General features: G+C 66.2%; 16 protein-coding genes. 11 read left to right on the top strand and 5 right to left on the bottom strand.

What is annotated here, in order from left to right:
- Positions 1-56 precede the first annotated feature (56 nt).
- From I4484_RS11645 to I4484_RS11615, 7 genes are all read left to right on the top strand, one after another.
- Positions 57-875: a putative hydro-lyase gene (locus I4484_RS11645; RefSeq protein ID WP_197447466.1), complete on the top strand. Its 819-nt coding sequence runs from the start codon at positions 57-59 to the stop codon at positions 873-875.
- A gap of 42 nt (positions 876-917) precedes the next feature.
- Positions 918-1,985, top strand: coding sequence for a TRAP transporter substrate-binding protein (locus tag I4484_RS11640; protein WP_197447465.1), 1,068 nt, complete (start codon positions 918-920; stop codon positions 1,983-1,985).
- Positions 1,986-2,046: 61 nt separating this feature from the next.
- Positions 2,047-2,640, top strand: coding sequence for a TRAP transporter small permease subunit (locus I4484_RS11635; protein ID WP_197447464.1), 594 nt, complete (start codon positions 2,047-2,049; stop codon positions 2,638-2,640).
- On the top strand, positions 2,637-3,920 hold the full coding sequence (locus I4484_RS11630) for a TRAP transporter large permease (protein WP_197447463.1): 1,284 nt from the start codon (positions 2,637-2,639) through the stop codon (positions 3,918-3,920). The genes I4484_RS11635 and I4484_RS11630 overlap by 4 nt, the downstream gene beginning before the upstream one ends.
- A gap of 33 nt (positions 3,921-3,953) precedes the next feature.
- Positions 3,954-4,631, top strand: coding sequence for a DUF2848 domain-containing protein (locus tag I4484_RS11625; RefSeq protein WP_197447462.1), 678 nt, complete (start codon positions 3,954-3,956; stop codon positions 4,629-4,631).
- Positions 4,628-6,007: an amidase gene (locus tag I4484_RS11620; RefSeq protein ID WP_197447461.1), complete on the top strand. Its 1,380-nt coding sequence runs from the start codon at positions 4,628-4,630 to the stop codon at positions 6,005-6,007. Before I4484_RS11625 ends, I4484_RS11620 begins: the two co-directional genes overlap by 4 nt.
- Positions 6,001-6,792, top strand: coding sequence for a hypothetical protein (locus I4484_RS11615; protein WP_197447460.1), 792 nt, complete (start codon positions 6,001-6,003; stop codon positions 6,790-6,792). Before I4484_RS11620 ends, I4484_RS11615 begins: the two co-directional genes overlap by 7 nt.
- 80 nt (positions 6,793-6,872) lie before the next feature.
- Here I4484_RS11615 and I4484_RS11610 read toward each other — a convergent pair whose 3' ends face one another.
- From I4484_RS11610 to I4484_RS11590, 5 genes are all read right to left on the bottom strand, one after another.
- Entirely contained in the window at positions 6,873-7,397 is a 525-nt protein-coding gene (locus I4484_RS11610) for a DUF1269 domain-containing protein (protein WP_197447459.1), read from the bottom strand.
- 238 nt (positions 7,398-7,635) lie between these two features.
- A complete protein-coding gene (locus I4484_RS11605) occupies positions 7,636-8,646 on the bottom strand; it encodes a GSU2403 family nucleotidyltransferase fold protein (protein WP_197447458.1) in 1,011 nt (336 codons plus the stop codon).
- A gap of 532 nt (positions 8,647-9,178) precedes the next feature.
- Entirely contained in the window at positions 9,179-9,688 is a 510-nt protein-coding gene (locus I4484_RS11600; RefSeq protein ID WP_234283482.1) for a CAP domain-containing protein, read from the bottom strand.
- A gap of 83 nt (positions 9,689-9,771) precedes the next feature.
- Complete coding sequence (locus tag I4484_RS11595; protein WP_197447457.1) at positions 9,772-11,193, bottom strand: FAD-binding oxidoreductase; 1,422 nt, start codon at positions 11,191-11,193, stop codon at positions 9,772-9,774.
- On the bottom strand, positions 11,194-12,495 hold the full coding sequence (locus I4484_RS11590; RefSeq protein ID WP_197447456.1) for an L-fuconate dehydratase: 1,302 nt from the start codon (positions 12,493-12,495) through the stop codon (positions 11,194-11,196).
- Between the two features lie 171 nt (positions 12,496-12,666).
- Here I4484_RS11590 and I4484_RS11585 point away from each other — a divergent pair, with 171 nt between their 5' ends.
- From I4484_RS11585 to I4484_RS11570, 4 genes are all read left to right on the top strand, one after another.
- Positions 12,667-13,431 carry an SDR family NAD(P)-dependent oxidoreductase gene (locus I4484_RS11585; RefSeq protein WP_197447455.1) on the top strand — a complete coding sequence of 255 codons (765 nt, stop codon included), beginning with the start codon at positions 12,667-12,669 and terminating at the stop codon, positions 13,429-13,431.
- Positions 13,428-14,453 carry a 4-hydroxythreonine-4-phosphate dehydrogenase PdxA gene (gene pdxA, locus I4484_RS11580; RefSeq protein ID WP_234283483.1) on the top strand — a complete coding sequence of 342 codons (1,026 nt, stop codon included), beginning with the start codon at positions 13,428-13,430 and terminating at the stop codon, positions 14,451-14,453. The genes I4484_RS11585 and pdxA overlap by 4 nt, the downstream gene beginning before the upstream one ends.
- A complete protein-coding gene (locus I4484_RS11575) occupies positions 14,450-15,646 on the top strand; it encodes a four-carbon acid sugar kinase family protein (protein WP_234283484.1) in 1,197 nt (398 codons plus the stop codon). Before pdxA ends, I4484_RS11575 begins: the two co-directional genes overlap by 4 nt.
- A gap of 125 nt (positions 15,647-15,771) precedes the next feature.
- On the top strand, positions 15,772-16,764 hold the full coding sequence (locus I4484_RS11570) for a sialic acid TRAP transporter substrate-binding protein SiaP (RefSeq protein WP_197447454.1): 993 nt from the start codon (positions 15,772-15,774) through the stop codon (positions 16,762-16,764).
- Positions 16,765-16,778: the final 14 nt, after the last annotated feature.

Genomic DNA, 16,778 nt, shown 5'->3' with positions numbered 1-16,778 from the left:
TTGTATTAATCATCGCTTCTGCCTTAACTGAAGGGAAACGTCAGTGAGGACGATCGATGACGACTCCCCGCCCGGACGACTCCATTCTTCCTACCGCCCACTCCTCTCCTGCCGAGGTTCGCAGGGCGGCGCGTGAGGGCCGCTTGCAGGCGCCCACTGCTGGGCTGGCCTATGGCTTTGTACAAGCCAATCTCGTCATCCTTCCCGAGCCGCAGGCCAATGGCTTCTTGCGATTCTGCCAGGCGAATCCGAAACCTTGCCCCTTGCTTGCCGTCAGCGAGCCGGGTGCCCGCAGCTGCGCCACGCTCGGTAGCGATCTCGATCTCGCCCGCGACGTTCCCGCTTATCGAGTCTTCCGTGAAGGCCGGCTGCAGGCGACCGTCAGCGATGTCGAGGCCGAGTGGCGCGACGATCTCGTGACCTTCGCGCTGGGGTGTTCGTTTACCTTCGAGCATGCCCTGCAGCAGGCCGGGTTGCCGGTTCGGCACATCGAGGAGGGGCGCAACGTGCCGATGTATCGGACCTCGATTCCCCTGGTGCCGGCGGGGGGCTTCGCAGGCCACCTGGTGGTATCGATGCGCCCGATGAAGGCGGCCGACGCCATTCGTGCCATCCAGGTCACGACACGCTTTCCCCAGGCTCATGGTGCCCCGGTGCACCTGGGCGACCCTTCTCGGATTGGCATTGCGGACATGCGCTCCCCGGACTACGGGGACGCGGTATCGGTGGGCGAGGGCGAGTTGCCGGTTTTCTGGGCCTGTGGGGTAACGCCTCAGCAGGTGCTGATGGATGCCGGTGTCGAATTCGCCATTACCCACAGCCCGGGCCACATGCTGGTGACCGACATTCCCGACAGCGAGCTGGCCCTACTATAACCATCACGACCAACCATCACGACGCAGATAAGTGAGGAAACCATGCTGACTACAAGAACAAGTCTCGTCTCAGCCATTGCGACTGGTCTATGCGTTTCGGCAGGGCAGGCGGCTGCCCAGGAGCTGGATCAGACCAGCCTCTCCTACGTGGGCAGCTGGAGCAGCCTTTCGCTGTTCCAGAACTTCGAGCGCCCCTTCTGGGAGGAACACCTGCCGGAAGCCTCCGAAGGGCGGATCAGCACGGAGGTGACGACCTTCGACCAGATGGGGCTCGACGGGGGCGAGGTCTACCGCCTGATGGCCCGCGACGTGGTGGAGGTGGGTTCCACCGTGGCCGATTATGCCGTTCAGGACGCCCCGGAGCTCGAAGGGCTCGACATGCCGATGATTGCGCCGGATGTGGAAACGGCGCGCGAAGTGGCCGAGGCCTACCGTCCGGTATTGGCGGACGCCTTTGCCAAGCGCTTTTCTGGGGCGCAACTCCTCGCGGTGGTGCCCTATCCGTCCCAGATGGTGTTCTGTAACGCCGAAATCGACGGGTTGGGCGATCTTGCCGGCAAGAAGGTTCGCGCCAGTGGACGCACCACGGCCGAGTTTCTCGAGGCCCTCGGTGCCGAGGGTATCACCCTCAGCTTCAGTGAGGTGCCCGGCGCCCTGCAGCGGGGCGTGATCGACTGTGCCGTAACCGGTTCGCTTTCCGGCTACAGCTCTGGCTGGCATGAGGTGTCGACGCACCTCTATCCGCTACCCGTCGGCGGCTGGGACCACGTGGTCACGGCCATGAACGGCAACAAGTGGGAGTCGCTCTCCAGCGATACCCAGGAGTGGCTGCTGGAGGAGATTCGCGAGAACTACGAGGCGCCCGTATGGGAGTCGGCCGTGGAAGAGACCCGCGAAGGCATCGCCTGCCTGACCGGCGATGGCGACTGCTCGCGTGGGGAGCCGGGCGACATGATGCTGGTGGAAGCGACCGATGAGGACTTCCAGGAGGTCTCGCGTCACCTCGAAGAAACCCTGCTGCCCAACTGGGCCAACCGTGTCGACCAGGAATGGGTGGACCGCTGGAACGAGACCGTGGGTGAAGTCACTGGCTTGAGCGCGTCTCGCTAACTAACTGGACTTGACCGTTACCGGCGGGCTGGGCATGACCCGGCCCGCCTCGGAGAACGTTATGTTTCAGCGGGTAAATGATGGGCTCGACCGGGCGCTGGGTGTCGTGCGGGTGGGGTCGCTATGGCTGGCGCGTGCCGGCGGCGTACTGATTCTTCTGACGGTGGCCATGGTAACGGTGGAGGTGCTGTCTCGCCGCCTGACGGGGCGGTCGGCGGTGCATGCCACGGAACTCACCGGATACATCATGGCGATCAGCTCCAGTTGGGCGTTCGCCTACACCCTGATGCAAAAGGCGCACATTCGTATCGATGCCCTCTACGTGAACCTGCCGATTCGCCTTCGCGGCGTGCTGGACCTGGTGGCGCTGCTGGCGATGGCGCTCTTCTGCATCCTGGTGGTCGGAGCGGCATTCGACATCGCCGCAAGCTCTTACGCTGGCGGGGCGCGCGCCAATACTCCCCTGGGAACGCCGGTCTGGATACCGCAGGCGCTGTGGTTGCTTGGGCTGGCCTGGTTCGCCCTGGCGGTCGGCTTGGTGTTGCTGCGTGTGCTTTTCGCGCTGCTGAATGGCGACACCGGGCGCGTTCAACAACTGGCCGGGAGTCCCACGCTGGATGAGCAGCTGGAAGAGAACAAGGAATACGCCTCATGATTCTGATGGCTTTGCTGGTTCTGCTGCTGCTATTGGTGCTGAGCGTGCCGGTGGCTGCCACGCTCATTGCGCTTGGCCTGTTTCTCGACGAATTCTTTTCTCCATTCCCTCTGGTCAGGGCCCTGGGCGATGTCCTGTGGTCGGCGTCGGACAGCTTCCTGCTGATCGCGATTCCGCTCTTCATCCTGCTGGGGGAGATCCTGGTGCGTACCGGTATCGCCAAGGGGACCTACCGGGCGCTGGAGAGCTGGCTGTCGTGGCTGCCGGGCGGCCTGCTGCATGCCAATATCGGTACTGCCACGCTGTTTTCGGCGACTTCCGGTTCCAGCGTGGCCACCGCGGCGACCATCGGTACCGTGGCGATTCCCCAGGGCAAGGAGATGAAATACGACCAGCGCCTGTTCACCGGTTCGATCGCTGCCGGTGGCACCCTGGGCATCATGATCCCGCCTTCGATCAACCTGATCGTCTATGGGTTCCTGACGGAAACCTCCATACCCCGGCTGTTTGCCGCGGGGTTGCTGCCGGGCTTGCTGCTGGCCCTGCTGTTCATCCTGGGCACGGCGCTGATCTGCCTGTGGCGGCCCAGCCTGGGCGGGCCCAGCCGCCGCCACAGCTGGCGGGAGCGTTTCTCGGGCTTGCGCCATCTGGTGCCCGTGCTGCTGTTGTTCGGCGTCGTGGTGGGGTCGATCTATGCCGGCTGGGCGACACCCACCGAGGCCGCTTCGCTCGGGGTCATCGGGGCGCTGCTGATCGCCGTGGCCATGCGCAAGCTGTCGCTGGCGATCATCGTCGAAGCCCTGGATGGCACGATGCGGACCACGGGCATGATCATGCTGATCATCATCGCGTCGTACTTCCTCAACTTCGTGCTGGCGTCGGCCGGCATCACACGGGAGTTGAGGACCTTCCTCGAGACCGCTGGTCTGGGGCCCTATGCCACGCTGCTGATGGTGATCGCCCTGTACATCGTGCTCGGCTTTTTCATCGAGACGCTCTCGCTGATGGTGATCACGATTCCCATCGTGGCGCCGATCATGATCGGGCTGGGGTTCGACCCGGTGTGGTTCGGCATCCTGCTGATTCTGCTGATCGAGATGGCGCTGATCACCCCGCCCGTCGGCCTCAACCTCTACGTGGTGCAGGGTGTGCGACAGGGGGGATCGTTCAACGACGTGATGGTCGGTGCCATTCCCTATGTCGGCATCATGCTGTTGATGGCCGTGGTGCTCGTGCTGTTCCCGGCCGTCGCCCTCTATCTTCCCGGCGTGCTGAATTGAGCGCCCCAGCAACAAGTTCAATGGAGCCAGCGAATGTTGATTTTCCATGTATCGGAGACCGACAAGGCCCTGAAGGTCGATATTCAGGAGCTGATCATCGCCGGGTGGGCCGGGCGCGAGCAGTCCGCCATCGATGAGCATATCGAAGAGCTCGAGGCGATCGGCGTAAAGCCGCCTTCGGCAACGCCGCTGTTCTATCGCGTCGCTGCCAATCAGTTGACCACCGAGCCGACGATCCAGGTGCTCGGCGAGGCCTCGAGCGGCGAGGTGGAGGTCGTGCTGATCGGCACGCAACAGGGCACGCTTGTCGGTATCGGCTCCGATCATACCGACCGCGAGGCGGAAGCCTGGTCGGTGGCGCATTCCAAGCAGGTCTGTGCCAAGCCGGTCAGCCGCTGCGTATGGCGCCTGGAGAGCGTGCTCGACCATTGGGACGATTTGCAGATGGTGTCTTACGCTACGATCGAAGGGCAGGAGGTGGTCTATCAGCAGGGTGGGGTAACGGGCTTGCTCCATCCTGCGGAGCTGCTGCGCCGCTTTGGGCTCGACGAGGTGCGGCTGGCGCCGGGGCAGGCGATGCTCTGCGGTACCCTGCCGGTCAAGGGCGAGGTACGCGCCGCCGAGGCGTTTCGCGTGGTGCTGACGGATCCGGTCAGCGGGCGGGAGCTCGAGCACCAGTACCGTATCAAGACGCTACCGGTGGTCGCATGAAGACGCAGGATACCTTGACACTTGCTGCAGATCTCTCCAGCGGGCTCACCCTTCGTCAGCTTCTCGACGACCTGGACCAGGGCAACCTTCGAGCCAGAACGCTGCTCGAGGCGTGCTGGGCGAACAGCGACGAGAAGGACGATCCCCAGGCCCAGGTGTATACGGCACGCTTCGAACAGGCCGCGAGCGCCGAGGCCGAAGCGGCGGATACCTTGCGTCGGGCCGGCGTGCCGGTGGGCGAACTCGCCGGCCTGCCGATAGCGCTCAAGGCGCTGTTCGATGTGGCCGGCGAAGTGTCCCATGCCGGCTCGCGATGGTGGCGCGAGCCGGCCGTTGGGGATGCCTGCATCGTCACACGGCTGCGTCGGGCCGGGGCGGTGATCACGGGGCATACCAACATGACCGAGTTCGCCTATTCCGGCCTGGGGCTGAACCCGCACTTCGGTACGCCGGACAACCCGCTGGCGCCGGGGCGTATCCCCGGCGGCTCCTCGTCGGGTTCCGCGGTGGCCGTGGCCCAGGGGATGGCGGCGGCGGCCATCGGCACCGATACCGGCGGCTCGGTGCGCATTCCCGCGGCCTTCTGCGGCCTGGTGGGGTTCAAGCCTTCGCAGCGGCGCATTACCCGCGACGGCACCTTTGCACTCTCGGACAGCCTGGACTCGATCGGCCCCATCGCCCGCAGCGTGGCCTGCTGTGCCCGCCTGGACGCCGTGCTGTCGGGGCGTACCTATCGCTCCCTGGCGGCCTACGATCTGCGCGGGCGCCGCTTCGTGGTGCCCGACACCTACATGCTCGAGGACTTGGATGACACGGTGGCGCAGGCCTTCGACCGCAACCTGCGCCAGCTGCGTGCGGCCGGGGCGGTGATCGTCGAAGCGCCCGTGCCGGTGCTTGGCGCACTGCCGGAGCTGATGGAGGGCGGCGGGTTCACGGCGGCCGAGAGCTATTTCCTGCATCGTGAGTGGTTGGCAGAGCATGCGGGAAGCTACGACCCTCGGGTACGCACGCGGATCGAGAAGGGGGCCAATATCTCGGCCGCCGACTACCTCGAGCTTTGCAGGCGCAGGCAGGCACGGATGTGCGAGATGGATGCGTGGCTGCAAGGCTACGATGGCCTGCTTGCGCCCACGGTGCCGATCGTGCCGCCTCGCATGCAGGAGCTGGAGAGCGACGAGGGCTACACGCGGCTCAACTTGCGTGTGCTGCGCAACCCGACGGTCGCCAACCTGCTGGATCTTTGTGCCATCACCCTGCCCAGCCATGCCGAGGGCGAGCTGCCCAGCGGCATCATGCTGGTGGGCCGCAACGGCCTGGACGATACGCTGCTGCGCCAGGCGCAGGCCATGGAGGACGCACTGCGCCACCCATGCTGAGCATGCTGCTGACCAAGCTGGTTGCCACCGCCCTGGTTGTGATAGGCGTTTCCGTGACGGTGGCCAGACTTGGCCCCCGCCTGGGTGGAATTCTTGCCGGGACGCCCATCGTCCTGGGGCCTGGCTATTTCTTCATGCTGCAGGAGCAGAGTGCGGAGTTCGTCCGCTCGGCGGTGCTCTCGACCCTGCATGCGCTGGTGGCGACCCTGCTGTTCAGTAGCTGCTACGTCATTGCCGCCGCCAGGTTGGGTCCGCTAGGCAGCCTTGGCTTGGCGACGCTCTGCTGGATTCCGGCGGCCTTCCTGTTCTCGCTGCTGCCGGGAGATATCTGGGCCGCGGTGCTGCTGTACATCATCGTATTGGCAATGGCCGAGGGAATTCGGCGCGCGCTCGACCTGAAGCAGCCTGTCGTGGTGGCCCGTTCAGGTTGGTTCGATCTGCTGTTGCGCGGCCTGCTGGCGGGGCTCGTGGTGGGCGTGGCGACCACGCTTGCTGCACGTTCGGGGCCAGTGCTGTCCGGTGTGCTGGTGGGCTTTCCCGTGGGGTTGTTCACTATCGGCTGGACGCTGCATCAGCGCTACGGGGCCGAGGTCGCCCGCTGCACGATATCCTTGGCCCAGCATGGCATGTTGAGCCTGGTTGCCTTCGCTGTCGTCACGGCGCTTCTGGTCGGTTCGGCGCCCCCCATGGCCACTTTCGTCTTGGCGCTGCTGGCGTCCATCAGCGTCAGCATGGCGCTCTTCATGTTCAGTCGGTGGCGGGTCCGGTCGGCATTTTCCCGTTGATGGCCCTAGCGCGAATCGATGCGTAGGGGAAGGCACCGATTGAAAGGTTCGCCAGTGCAGGCGTGGCCAGGCCGGTTGAGTCAGTGGCCTTCACCCACATGCTGTTTCCGCTCCTGCGCGCTCACTTTTTCGATCACCACTTCCGGGTGGTGGCGCTTGATCGCCTTCCGGTAGGCGTCTTCTTGTTCGTCCGGTACGTCGATGATCAGCAGCATGGCGCCGCGCTTGATCGCCTTGTCGTACTTGCCGACCTTGATGTCCTTCACCGAGACGCCAACCATCGTGCTCGCCCATACCCCGAACAGTGCCCCGAAGAGCGTCATGCCGAGGGCCATCCAGACGATGTTCGTATCGATCAACACATAGTGCGCGATAAAACCTAGCACCAGGCCGATCAGTGCCCCGACGATGGCGCCGCGCTTCGCAGCGTTGACGACATCGGAAGTCTGTATCAGCGTGGCGACCGGAACCCCCTCCTTCTCCAAAGGCTGCCAATCCTTGCCCAAGACGTGCAGGTGGTCCTTGGTCAGCCCCATCGCGTTCAGTTCATTGACGATGTCGGTGGTGGTCTCCCTGTCGGGAATCAGAAAGTACAGGCGCTGCATCGTGTCCTCCCTGGCCTGAGGCCTCGTGACATTCGCTTTGCCTTTGCATCTGTCCTGTACTGGTAGGTGTAGCAGTCATGCGGCGCTCCTGGCCAATCCACTGCCTGGCCGGTAGCCGTCGCTGCCATGTGCCGCTGCGTCAGGGCTGGTGCCCCCACACCACGAAATGCGGGTAAAAGTGAGCATGATAGTGCCTATTTGTACAAATCGTTCAGATCGTGATGATCTGCCAACTTTGCTACACGTCGAACTCGTCGATCTGGTGGCTGGCACGTTGTCTGACGAGGTGGGGAAAGGCACGCTCGACAGCCTGCGTCGTCGACAGCTCACGCAGCTCGTCGCGTAGCAGGGTGGCGACCAGGCGAGCCTGGGCCTCGTCACGGTGGCGTTTCATCGGTTCCCGGTCGGGCAGTTGGCTGACGTGCCACTTGTGTAGCACGAAGGCGCGGGGGTCGACGGTAGACAAGCGCAGCGGCATGCCTCGCTCATCAAAGACGACGGCTTCGAAGCGTGGCGATGCGATGGCCCATTTCAGGGAGTCGATGCCTACCGGCTTCAAGTCGCCCACCTCCAGATGGTGCTCGAAATCGCTCATTGCCATGGGATCAGCGGCCTGCGTGATCAGGTCGATCATGTAACCCTTGGCGTTCGCGGCCCGAAACTCGAAAGGAGACTCGGTGAGCGGCTCGAAGGTACGATCGCTGGATTGCAGGACAGAGAGGAGTGTTTCCCCCTCGAGGGCCGTGACGATTCTCAAGCCCTGCCGGGCATCCATGAGCACATCGATATCGGCGGTCGCCAGATGTTCGGGCTCGATCAGCACGCCGGCACGAGCTTCATAGGCGTACAGGGCATTGGTACCGATGACCCGGAAAGGGATCTGCTTGCGTTGCAGTGCCCGTATCGCCCTGGCGCCGTCGATGGGGAACCGGTTTAGCCGGTTGGCTCGGATGTAGGCGGAGTGCACCTGGAGCTGCTCCTTCAGCGACTGCTCTCGCGCCTGGTACTCCGCCTTGCGAGCGTCAAAGGCTTTTATAATGGCTTCTGTCTCGGCGGAGCGGGGGCCTAGCGAATGGTTCTTGCCGCCCGTGTAGGCACGATACAGGTACTCGCGTCCATGGATTCGCTTCCAGTGCATCGAGCCCTTGACCTGGCGCGCCTGGGCGCGATGCTGCTCGAGCGCTTCGAAGAGTTGCGTCGCGTTGACGGCAACCCGGGTCTGTTCCGCTTGAAGGCGCTGATAGGACATCGAGGTAGGCTCTGGATGGTTTTAACTAACATTAGATAGATTATGGATGGAAATTAGTTAAAGTCCAGTGCGCTTCCCTTGCCGTCACGCCCGCCGCTCGTTCCATTGGGGAAATCTCCAGCCAAACCAGCATCCAGGTCCTCTCGCACCGAATTGGGACATACGCGCACCAAAACGGTTGTGGAAGCATTTTCCATGCGCCTGAACGGTGCAGGCGAGCAATCCATGACATACGACGGCGTATCTTTAGGCTTCAAGAGCAAAGTTTCGTCACCCTAATGAAATGTCGATAAAGCTGGGGCATGATGTTTCTGGATGTCACAAAGGAGAAACCTCATGCCTACACAATCGACTGCTGTGCTGCGCGAAGTGCTGGAACACTGGGTCTCTCAAGCCCAGGCTCAATTGGCGGCTTGCGACGCCATCGCTGCCTATATCCGCTGAGACGGCACGCGCCGCCAGGGACCAGGGAGGGTCCGGTTTCTGCTCCTCGCTGTCCTAACCCCCACTCGTGTTTCAGCAAGAGCCGACCTCACCTCGGGCGCGCGAACACCTGCGTCCAGAAGGGTGAATAGCGCGACTCTTCGGCCTCGACGGAGGCGGCGCCCATTTCGGTGAATTCGTCGCTCATGATGTTGGCGCAGTGCCCCGGGCTATCCAGCCATCCGGCCATGACGGCCTCGACATCGGCTTGACCGGCGGCGATGTTCTCGCCCACGGCCATCCATTCGTAGCCCGCTTCGCTCACCCGCGCGGCAACCCCTTCGTCGTCCTCACCGGTATGGCCGAAGAACTCCTCTTCGGCCATGGCTCGTGAATGGGCCTGGGCCGCCTCGGCCAGGCGACAGTTCCACTCCAGCGGCTCGGCCGCTTCATGTTCCTCGTCGCCGCACTGGCGTGCCTCGCTGCGCGCCTGGTTGACGCGTTCGAGCATTTCCCGCTGCGCTTCGTTCGGCTCGCACTCGGCCAGTGACGGAACGGAGTGGAAGGCAACGCCGAGTGTCAGGAATGCCGCCGGCAGCGATGTCATGGACAGTTTCATCGACCTTCCTCTGGTCTTGGGCTTGCTCCGTCAGGATAGTTCCTATCGCACTGTCGTCGCGGGGGCAGGCCTCGTGCAGGCGCTCAGTGCCGCGGCGGCAGGATGCGTCCGGGGTTCATCAGCCCGTCGGGGTCGAACAGGGCCTTGATGCCTTCGGCCAGCTCGCGTTCCACCGGCGATAGCCGGGCCAGGTAGGCGGCCTGCTTGGTGCGGCCGATGCCGTGCTCGGCGCTGATGCTGCCGCCGACGCCGTCGAGCACCTCGAACAAGTGGGCTTCAAGGTCGTGCAGGTGGCGGCGCTTATCGGCCTCCGGCATGGCCGGCGGCGGCAGGATGTTGAAATGCAGGTTGCCGTCGCCGACGTGGCCGTAGGCGATGATCTCGCACTCGGGCGAGGCCGCCATCACGATTCGGCTGGCCTCGTCGACGAAGGCGGGGATCGCCGAGATGGGCACCGAGATGTCGGTACGCAGGTGTTCGCCGCGTCGGCGCTGGCCTTCCAGCATGCTTTCACGGAACTGCCACAGCTGGAGTGACTGGGCTTCGCTTGAGGCCAGTGCGCCGTCGAGCACCAGCTCACGGGCCATGCCCTGTTCCAGCAGGTATTCGAGCATGGCGCCGAGGTCCAGCGGGCCGCTGGCGCTCACCTCCAGCAGCACGTACCAGGGATAGGCGTCATCCAGCGGATCGCGCAGCTCGGGTGTCGCTTCCATGGCGAGCTCGAGGCAGCGGCGCGGGATCAGTTCGAAGGCGCTGAGCAGGTCGCTGCAGTCGCGCCGGGCGAGGCCGTAGAGTTCGATCACTGCCTCCAGCGAGGGCAGGCCGAGCAGGGCGGTGCGGGCCTGGTTGGCCCGGGGCGTGAGCTTGAGCACGGCGCCGGTGACGATGCCGAGCGTGCCTTCGCTGCCGAGGAACAGCTGCTTCAGGGCGTAGCCGCGGTTGTCCTTGTGCAAGGCGCTCATGCCATCCCACAGGCGACCGTCCGGCAGCACGACCTCGAGCCCCAGCACCAGCTGGCGCATCATGCCGTGGCGCAGCACGTTGAGCCCGCCGGCGTTGGTGGCGATGTTGCCGCCGATCTGGCAGCTGCCCTGGGCGCCGAGGGCGAGCGGGAATTCGCATTCGTGCTCGGCCGCGGCCTGCTTGACGTTTTCCAGGATGCAGCCAGCGTCCACGGCCATGGTGAAGTTGATCGGGTCGACGGCGCGAACGCGGTCCATGCGCTCCAGGCTGATTACCAGCTCGTTGCCCTCGGCGGCGGGCAGGGCACCCGCCACCAGGCCGCTATGGCCGCCCTGGGGCACCATGGCCACGTCGTGCTCACGACACAGGCGCACCGTGGCGGCGACCTCCTCGGTGGTGGCGGGGCGGGCCACCGCCAGCGGCATGCCCAGGCGGTCGCCTGCCCAGTCGCTGACATAGCGCGCCATGCCGTCGTGGTCACGCAGCAGGCCTCGTTCACCCAGGCGCTCGGCGAGGGCGACGAGAAAGGCGTCACGTTCCATTCAGCTCTCCTCCTGCCAGGCGGCGCCGTCCGGGAAGCGGTGGCGGGCCAGCGATTCGGCGTGCATGGTGATGCCGTAGCCGGGGGCCTCGGGCACGCGATAGCGCCCGCGTTCGATCACCACGGGGTCGACGAAGTGCTCGTGCAGGTGGTCGACGTACTCCAGCACGCGCCCCTCCAGGCTGCCGGAGACGGCGATGTAGTCGAACAGCGAGACGTGCTGGACATACTCGCACAGCCCCACGCCGCCGGCGTGGGGGCAGACCGGCACGCCGAACTTGGCGGCCATCAGCGCCACCAGGATCACTTCGTTGAGCCCGCCCAGGCGCGCGGCGTCGAGCTGGCAGTAGTCGAGTGCTTCGGCCTGGAAGAACTGCTTGAACATCACCTTGTTGTGGCAGTGCTCGCCGGTGGCCACGCCGATGGGGGCGAGGCGATGGCGGATCTCGGCGTGGCCGAGGATGTCGTCGGGGCTGGTGGGCTCCTCGATCCACAGCGGATCGAACTCGGCCAGGCGGCGCATCTTGGCGATCGTCTCGTCGACTTCCCAGACCTGGTTGGCGTCCATCATCAGCACGTTGTCCCAGCCGATCTCCTCGCGCAGCAGGGCGGCACGGCGGATGTCCTCGTCGAGGTCGCCGCCGATCTTCTGCTTGAAGTGGGTCCAGCCCTCGGCGAGCGCCTCGCGGGCCAGGCGACGCACCTTGTCGTCGGGGTAGCCGAGCCAGCCGGCCGAGGTGGTGTAGGCGGGAAAGCCATCGCGCTTCATCTCGGCCTCGCGCTCGGCCTTGCCTGCCTCCCGCTTGCGCAGTAGCGCGATGGCCTCCTCGGGGGTGAGGGCATCGGTGACGAAGCGGAAGTCCAGGCAGCGCACCAGCTGTTCGGGCGTCATGTCGACCAGCAGCTTCCACACGGGCTTGCCTTCGCGCTTGGCCCACAGGTCCCACACCGCGTTGACCAGGGCGGCGGTGGCCAGGTGGATCGCGCCCTTGTCGGGGCCGATCCAGCGCAGCTGGCTGTCGCCGGTGATCTCGCGCCAGAAGCCGCCCATGTCGGCGGTGATCGACCCCAGCGTGCGGCCCTCGACCAGATGGGCCAGGGCGTTGACCGCGGCGACCACGATCTCGTTGCCGCGGCCGATGGTGAAGGTGAGGCCGTGGCCCTCGGTGCCGCCGTCGTCGACCCGCAGGATCACGTAGGTGGCGGAGTAGTCCGGCGCGGCGTTCATGGCGTCCGAACCGTCGAGGTTGCGCGAGGTGGGAAAGCGGATGTCCTGGACGTCGACTCGGGTGATGACGGTCATGCGGCCTCCTTGCAAGGCGCCTGGCGTTTGGCCAAGCCTCGCCTATCATGTTATTGGTGTCGCCTTGTATGACAGGTATGCCATGTCTGGGTCACTCTAGCGCACCATGCCGGGCCGGGTCGACTGCCTGGGCGCTGGGAACGGCCCAACCAACCAGCGAGGGAGATTTCGATGCTCGACGAGTGGAAAGGCAAGCGCGTTCTGATCACCGGAGCCAGTCGCGGCATCGGTGCCGCCGTGGCACGCCAGCTCGGGACGCTGGGGGCCAGCGTCGCCGTGCATTACCATGCCAGCGCCGACGCCGCCGAGGCGGTGGCGGCCGACATTCGCTCTTCCGGCGGCGAGGCCGTGGTCGTCAAGGGCGACGTCAGCCGTTCCGCCGAGGCCCGGCGGGTGGTCGACGAGGCCGCCGAGCAGCTGGGCGGACTGGACCTGCTGATCAACAACGCCGGCGACATGCTGGGGCGCGTCACCCTGGCGGAGATCGACGATGCGCACTACGACCGCGTGATGGATCTCAACGCGCGCTCGGTGGTGATGGTCTCCCAGGCGGCGCTGCCGCACTTCAAGCGTGCCGGCGCCGGCAACATCATCCATACCTCGTCGATCGCGGCGCGTAACGGCGGCGGGCCGGGGGCGGGGCTCTACGCCTCGGCAAAAGGCTTCGTCAGCACCCTGACCCGCAACATGGCCAAGGAGCTGATGGAGGACCGGATTCGCGTCAACGCCGTGGCGCCGGGCGTCATCCTCACCGATTTCCACGCACGCCACTCCACCGAAGAGCAGCTGGCGGCGGTATCCGCCTCCATCCCCATGGGGCGCACGGGAGCCGCCGAGGAGTGCGTGGGCGCCTACGTGTTCCTGGGCACCGACCGCATGAGCGGCTACGTGACCGGGCAGATCCTCGAAGTCAACGGAGGCCAGTTGATGCCATGAGCGAGACGTCACCGTCCTCTGTCGCCCAGCGCCCCGGCTATGCGCTTGCCATCACCATGGGCGACCCCGCGGGCGTCGGCCCGGAGATCATCTGCCGCGCCGTGGCTGCCATGTCGCCCGAGGAGCGCCGCACGGTGGTGCTGGTCGGCGACCCTGCCATCTACCGCCGCGCCGCCGGCCTGGTCGGGGCGGCGCTCGACTTCGTCCCGCTGGGGCAGGCCCGGGCCGATGACGCGCGGGTGGCCGTGGCCGAGGTGCGGGTAGCCGAGGGCGAGGCGATTGCCGATGGCCGGATCGGTGCCGCCGCCGGCGACCTGGCCTTTCGCTGCGTCGAGCGCGCGGTGGCACTGGTGCAGGCCGGGCGGGCGAGGGTGATCGTCACCGCGCCGCTGAACAAGGCGGCGCTGCATGCCGCCGGCCACCATTACGATGGCCATACCGGCATGCTGGCCGCACTCACCGGGGCGCCATCCTCCTTCATGCTGCTCGCCTCCGAACGGCTGTCGACGCTGCACGTCTCCACCCATGTCTCGCTGCGCGAGGCGATCGAACGGGTCACCCCGGAGCGCATCGCCGCCACGGTGAAGGCCGGGCACGCGCATCTGGTCGAGCTCGGCACGCCGCGGCCGCGCATCGCGGTGGCGGGGCTCAACCCCCACTGCGGCGAGGGCGGCATCTTCGGCGACGAGGACGACCGCATCATCGCCCCGGCGGTGCGGGCACTGTGCGACGAGGGCTTCGAGGTCAGCGGGCCGATCCCGGCCGATACCGTCTTCTACCGCGCCTGCCGCGGCGAGTTCGACCTGGTGGTGGCGCAGTACCACGACCAGGGCCACATCCCGGTGAAGCTGATCGCCTTCGATACCACGGTCAACGTCAGCCTGGGGCTGCCGGTGATGCGCACCTCGGTGGATCACGGCACCGCCTTCGACATCGCCTGGCAGGGGCGCGCCGATGCCACCAACATGGGCGCGGCCATCGCCTACGCGCGGCGTCTGGCCTCACCGCGGACGGCGGTGTGAACACGCGCTGCGAGGTGGCCATCGTCGCCGACGACCTGACCGGCGCACTCGACGCCGCGGCACCCTTCGCCGAGCGCGGCATGGCCACCCGAGTCGCGGTATCGCTGGAGGGGCTCGAGGCCGCGCTAGCCGATGGCGGGAGCGCTCCGCGGGTGGTGGCGGTCAATACCGGTTCGCGGCATCTGGATGCTGACACCGCCGCCCGGCGAACGCGGGAGGCCGCCGAGCGCCTGCATGCCTGCCAGCCGCGGCTGTTGCTGAAGAAGGTGGATTCGACCCTGCGCGGCCAGGTGGTGGCCGAGGCCGTGGCGCTGCGGCGTAGCGGCGGGCGGCGCCTGCTGGTGTGCCCGGCGGTGCCGAGCCAGGGCCGCAGCGTGGTCGGCGGCGAGGTGTGGGTCGATGGCGAGCCGCTCGCGGCCACCGCGTTTTCCCGCGATGCCCTGTCGCCGCCGCTGGCCGGACCGCTCGACCGCGCCTTCGCGGCGGGTGGCGTCCCGCTGCTGCGCTACGTTGCCGAGGCGGGCCTGCCGCTGCCGGCGGGGGATTGCGTCGCCGATGCGGCGGACGACGCAACACTGGCCCGGCTCGCCACGCGGCTGCTCGACGCTCCTGGCGAATGGCTGCCGGTCTGCGCCGCCGGCCTGGCCCATGCGCTGGCCCAGTGCCTGGCGCCGGCCCAGTGCCGGGCGTGGCCGCCCTGGGCGTCGTGGCCACCGTCGCTGCCCGAGCCGGCGCGTGCGCTGCTTGCGGTGGGCTCGCGGTCGCCACGTGCCCGGCGGCAGCTCGACCTGCTGCGTGAGGCGTTCCCCGAGGTTCCGTGTCAGCCGGCGTTCGGCCCGGGAGGCGCCGATGGCGAGCGCGGCGTTCGCGTCATCGTGCCTGGCGTGCCCGCGGGGCTGGCGCCGAGTGCCGAGGCGGTGGCAACGGCCATGGCCGAGGCGGTCGTTGCCGCGGGCGGGGATGAACGTGGGGTCCTGCTGTTCCTCTCCGGCGGCGATGTCGCCCTGGCCGTGCTGGCGCGGCTCCGCGGCGAGTACGTCGAGCTGTTCGGCGAGTGGTGCCCGGGGGTGCCGTTGGGGCTCGTGAACGGCGACGCCGGGCGGCCGGTGATGACCAAGGCGGGCGGCTTCGGTGCGGAAGCGCTGCTGGTCCGGCTGGTCGAGCAGGTTAGACATTCGTCGCGGGTGGAGTGATCCATTTGCAGCGAGCGAGGCGAGGGACTAGGTTTCCTTATGATGGTATGACACGTATACAAGAACCCATCCGCCGTAGACGGCCAAGCGCCGTTGCCGGCAACGCTCACGAGGGAGAACAACAAATGGTCAAGCAGAGCAACCGCCAGTGGAGTCGTTGGCTGTCGACCTCGCTGCTGATAACGGGGCTGAGCGCCGCGGGGGCGGCCAGCGCCGAGTCGCTCAACTTCGCTCACGTCTACGAGACCTCAGAGCCCTACCACGAGTGGGCACTCTGGGCGGCCGACGAGATCGAGCAGCGCACCGACGGTCGCTACACCATCGAGGTCCACCCCGCTTCGTCGCTGGGCAAGGAGGAGGACATCAATGAAGGCCTGACCCTGGGCACCGTCGACATCATCTATACCGGCAGCCAGTTCGCCGGCCGCGCCTACGGGCCGATCGGCATCGCCGGCGCCCCCTACATGTTCCGCGATTTCGACCACTGGCAGGCCTATGCCGAGAGCGACCTGTTCCAGGAGATCGCCCAGGGCTACCAGGACCAGACCGGCAACGTGCCGGTGGCGCTCAACTACTACGGCGAGCGCCACGTCACCTCCAACAAGCCGATCATGACGCCCGAGGACATGCGCAACCTCAAGATCCGCACGCCCAATGCGCCGATGTACATGATGTTCCCCGAGGCAGTGGGGGCCAATCCGTCGCCCATCGCCTTCGACGAGGTGTACCTGGCGCTGCAGCAGGGGGTGGTCGACGCCCAGGAGAACCCGCTTCCGACCATTCGTGCCAAGGCGTTCTACGAGGTGCAGGATCACATCAACCTGACCGGCCACATCACCGATTCGCTGCTGACCATCATCGGCGGGCCGCTGTGGGATCGCCTCTCCGAGGAGGATCGCGAGATCTTCCGCGAGGTGTACCAGGAGGCGGGCAAGAAGATCACCGCCGACATCCAGCAGCAGGAGCAGGAGCTGGTGGCCTGGTTCGAGGAGCAGGGCGTGACGGTCAACGAGGTCGATCGCGAGCCGTTCCGCGAGGCCGTCATTCCCGAGCACAACGGCGATGATGCCACCTGGGACCAGGAAACCTACGACCGGCTGCAGGAAATCGGCCAGTAACCGTCGAGGCGCGC

Source organism: Halomonas sp. SS10-MC5 (genome assembly GCF_015992245.1).
In the GTDB taxonomy this organism is placed as follows: Bacteria; Pseudomonadota; Gammaproteobacteria; order Pseudomonadales; family Halomonadaceae; genus Halomonas; species Halomonas sulfidoxydans.
The sequence above is the reverse complement of the archived record's forward strand: the minus strand, read 5'-3'. Positions and strand labels throughout refer to the sequence as shown.

What these genes read in the sequence shown, in the direction of transcription:
- I4484_RS11645 (WP_197447466.1), top strand. Translation starts at nt 57, where the DNA reads ATGACGACTCCCCGCCCGGACGACTCCATTCTTCCTACCGCCCACTCC.
- I4484_RS11640 (WP_197447465.1), top strand. Translation starts at nt 918, where the DNA reads ATGCTGACTACAAGAACAAGTCTCGTCTCAGCCATTGCGACTGGTCTA.
- I4484_RS11635 (WP_197447464.1), top strand. Translation starts at nt 2,047, where the DNA reads ATGTTTCAGCGGGTAAATGATGGGCTCGACCGGGCGCTGGGTGTCGTG.
- I4484_RS11630 (WP_197447463.1), top strand. Translation starts at nt 2,637, where the DNA reads ATGATTCTGATGGCTTTGCTGGTTCTGCTGCTGCTATTGGTGCTGAGC.
- I4484_RS11625 (WP_197447462.1), top strand. Translation starts at nt 3,954, where the DNA reads ATGTTGATTTTCCATGTATCGGAGACCGACAAGGCCCTGAAGGTCGAT.
- I4484_RS11620 (WP_197447461.1), top strand. Translation starts at nt 4,628, where the DNA reads ATGAAGACGCAGGATACCTTGACACTTGCTGCAGATCTCTCCAGCGGG.
- I4484_RS11615 (WP_197447460.1), top strand. Translation starts at nt 6,001, where the DNA reads ATGCTGAGCATGCTGCTGACCAAGCTGGTTGCCACCGCCCTGGTTGTG.
- I4484_RS11610 (WP_197447459.1), bottom strand. Translation starts at nt 7,397, where the DNA reads ATGCAGCGCCTGTACTTTCTGATTCCCGACAGGGAGACCACCACCGAC.
- I4484_RS11605 (WP_197447458.1), bottom strand. Translation starts at nt 8,646, where the DNA reads ATGTCCTATCAGCGCCTTCAAGCGGAACAGACCCGGGTTGCCGTCAAC.
- I4484_RS11600 (WP_234283482.1), bottom strand. Translation starts at nt 9,688, where the DNA reads ATGAAACTGTCCATGACATCGCTGCCGGCGGCATTCCTGACACTCGGC.
- I4484_RS11595 (WP_197447457.1), bottom strand. Translation starts at nt 11,193, where the DNA reads ATGGAACGTGACGCCTTTCTCGTCGCCCTCGCCGAGCGCCTGGGTGAA.
- I4484_RS11590 (WP_197447456.1), bottom strand. Translation starts at nt 12,495, where the DNA reads ATGACCGTCATCACCCGAGTCGACGTCCAGGACATCCGCTTTCCCACC.
- I4484_RS11585 (WP_197447455.1), top strand. Translation starts at nt 12,667, where the DNA reads ATGCTCGACGAGTGGAAAGGCAAGCGCGTTCTGATCACCGGAGCCAGT.
- pdxA (WP_234283483.1), top strand. Translation starts at nt 13,428, where the DNA reads ATGAGCGAGACGTCACCGTCCTCTGTCGCCCAGCGCCCCGGCTATGCG.
- I4484_RS11570 (WP_197447454.1), top strand. Translation starts at nt 15,772, where the DNA reads ATGGTCAAGCAGAGCAACCGCCAGTGGAGTCGTTGGCTGTCGACCTCG.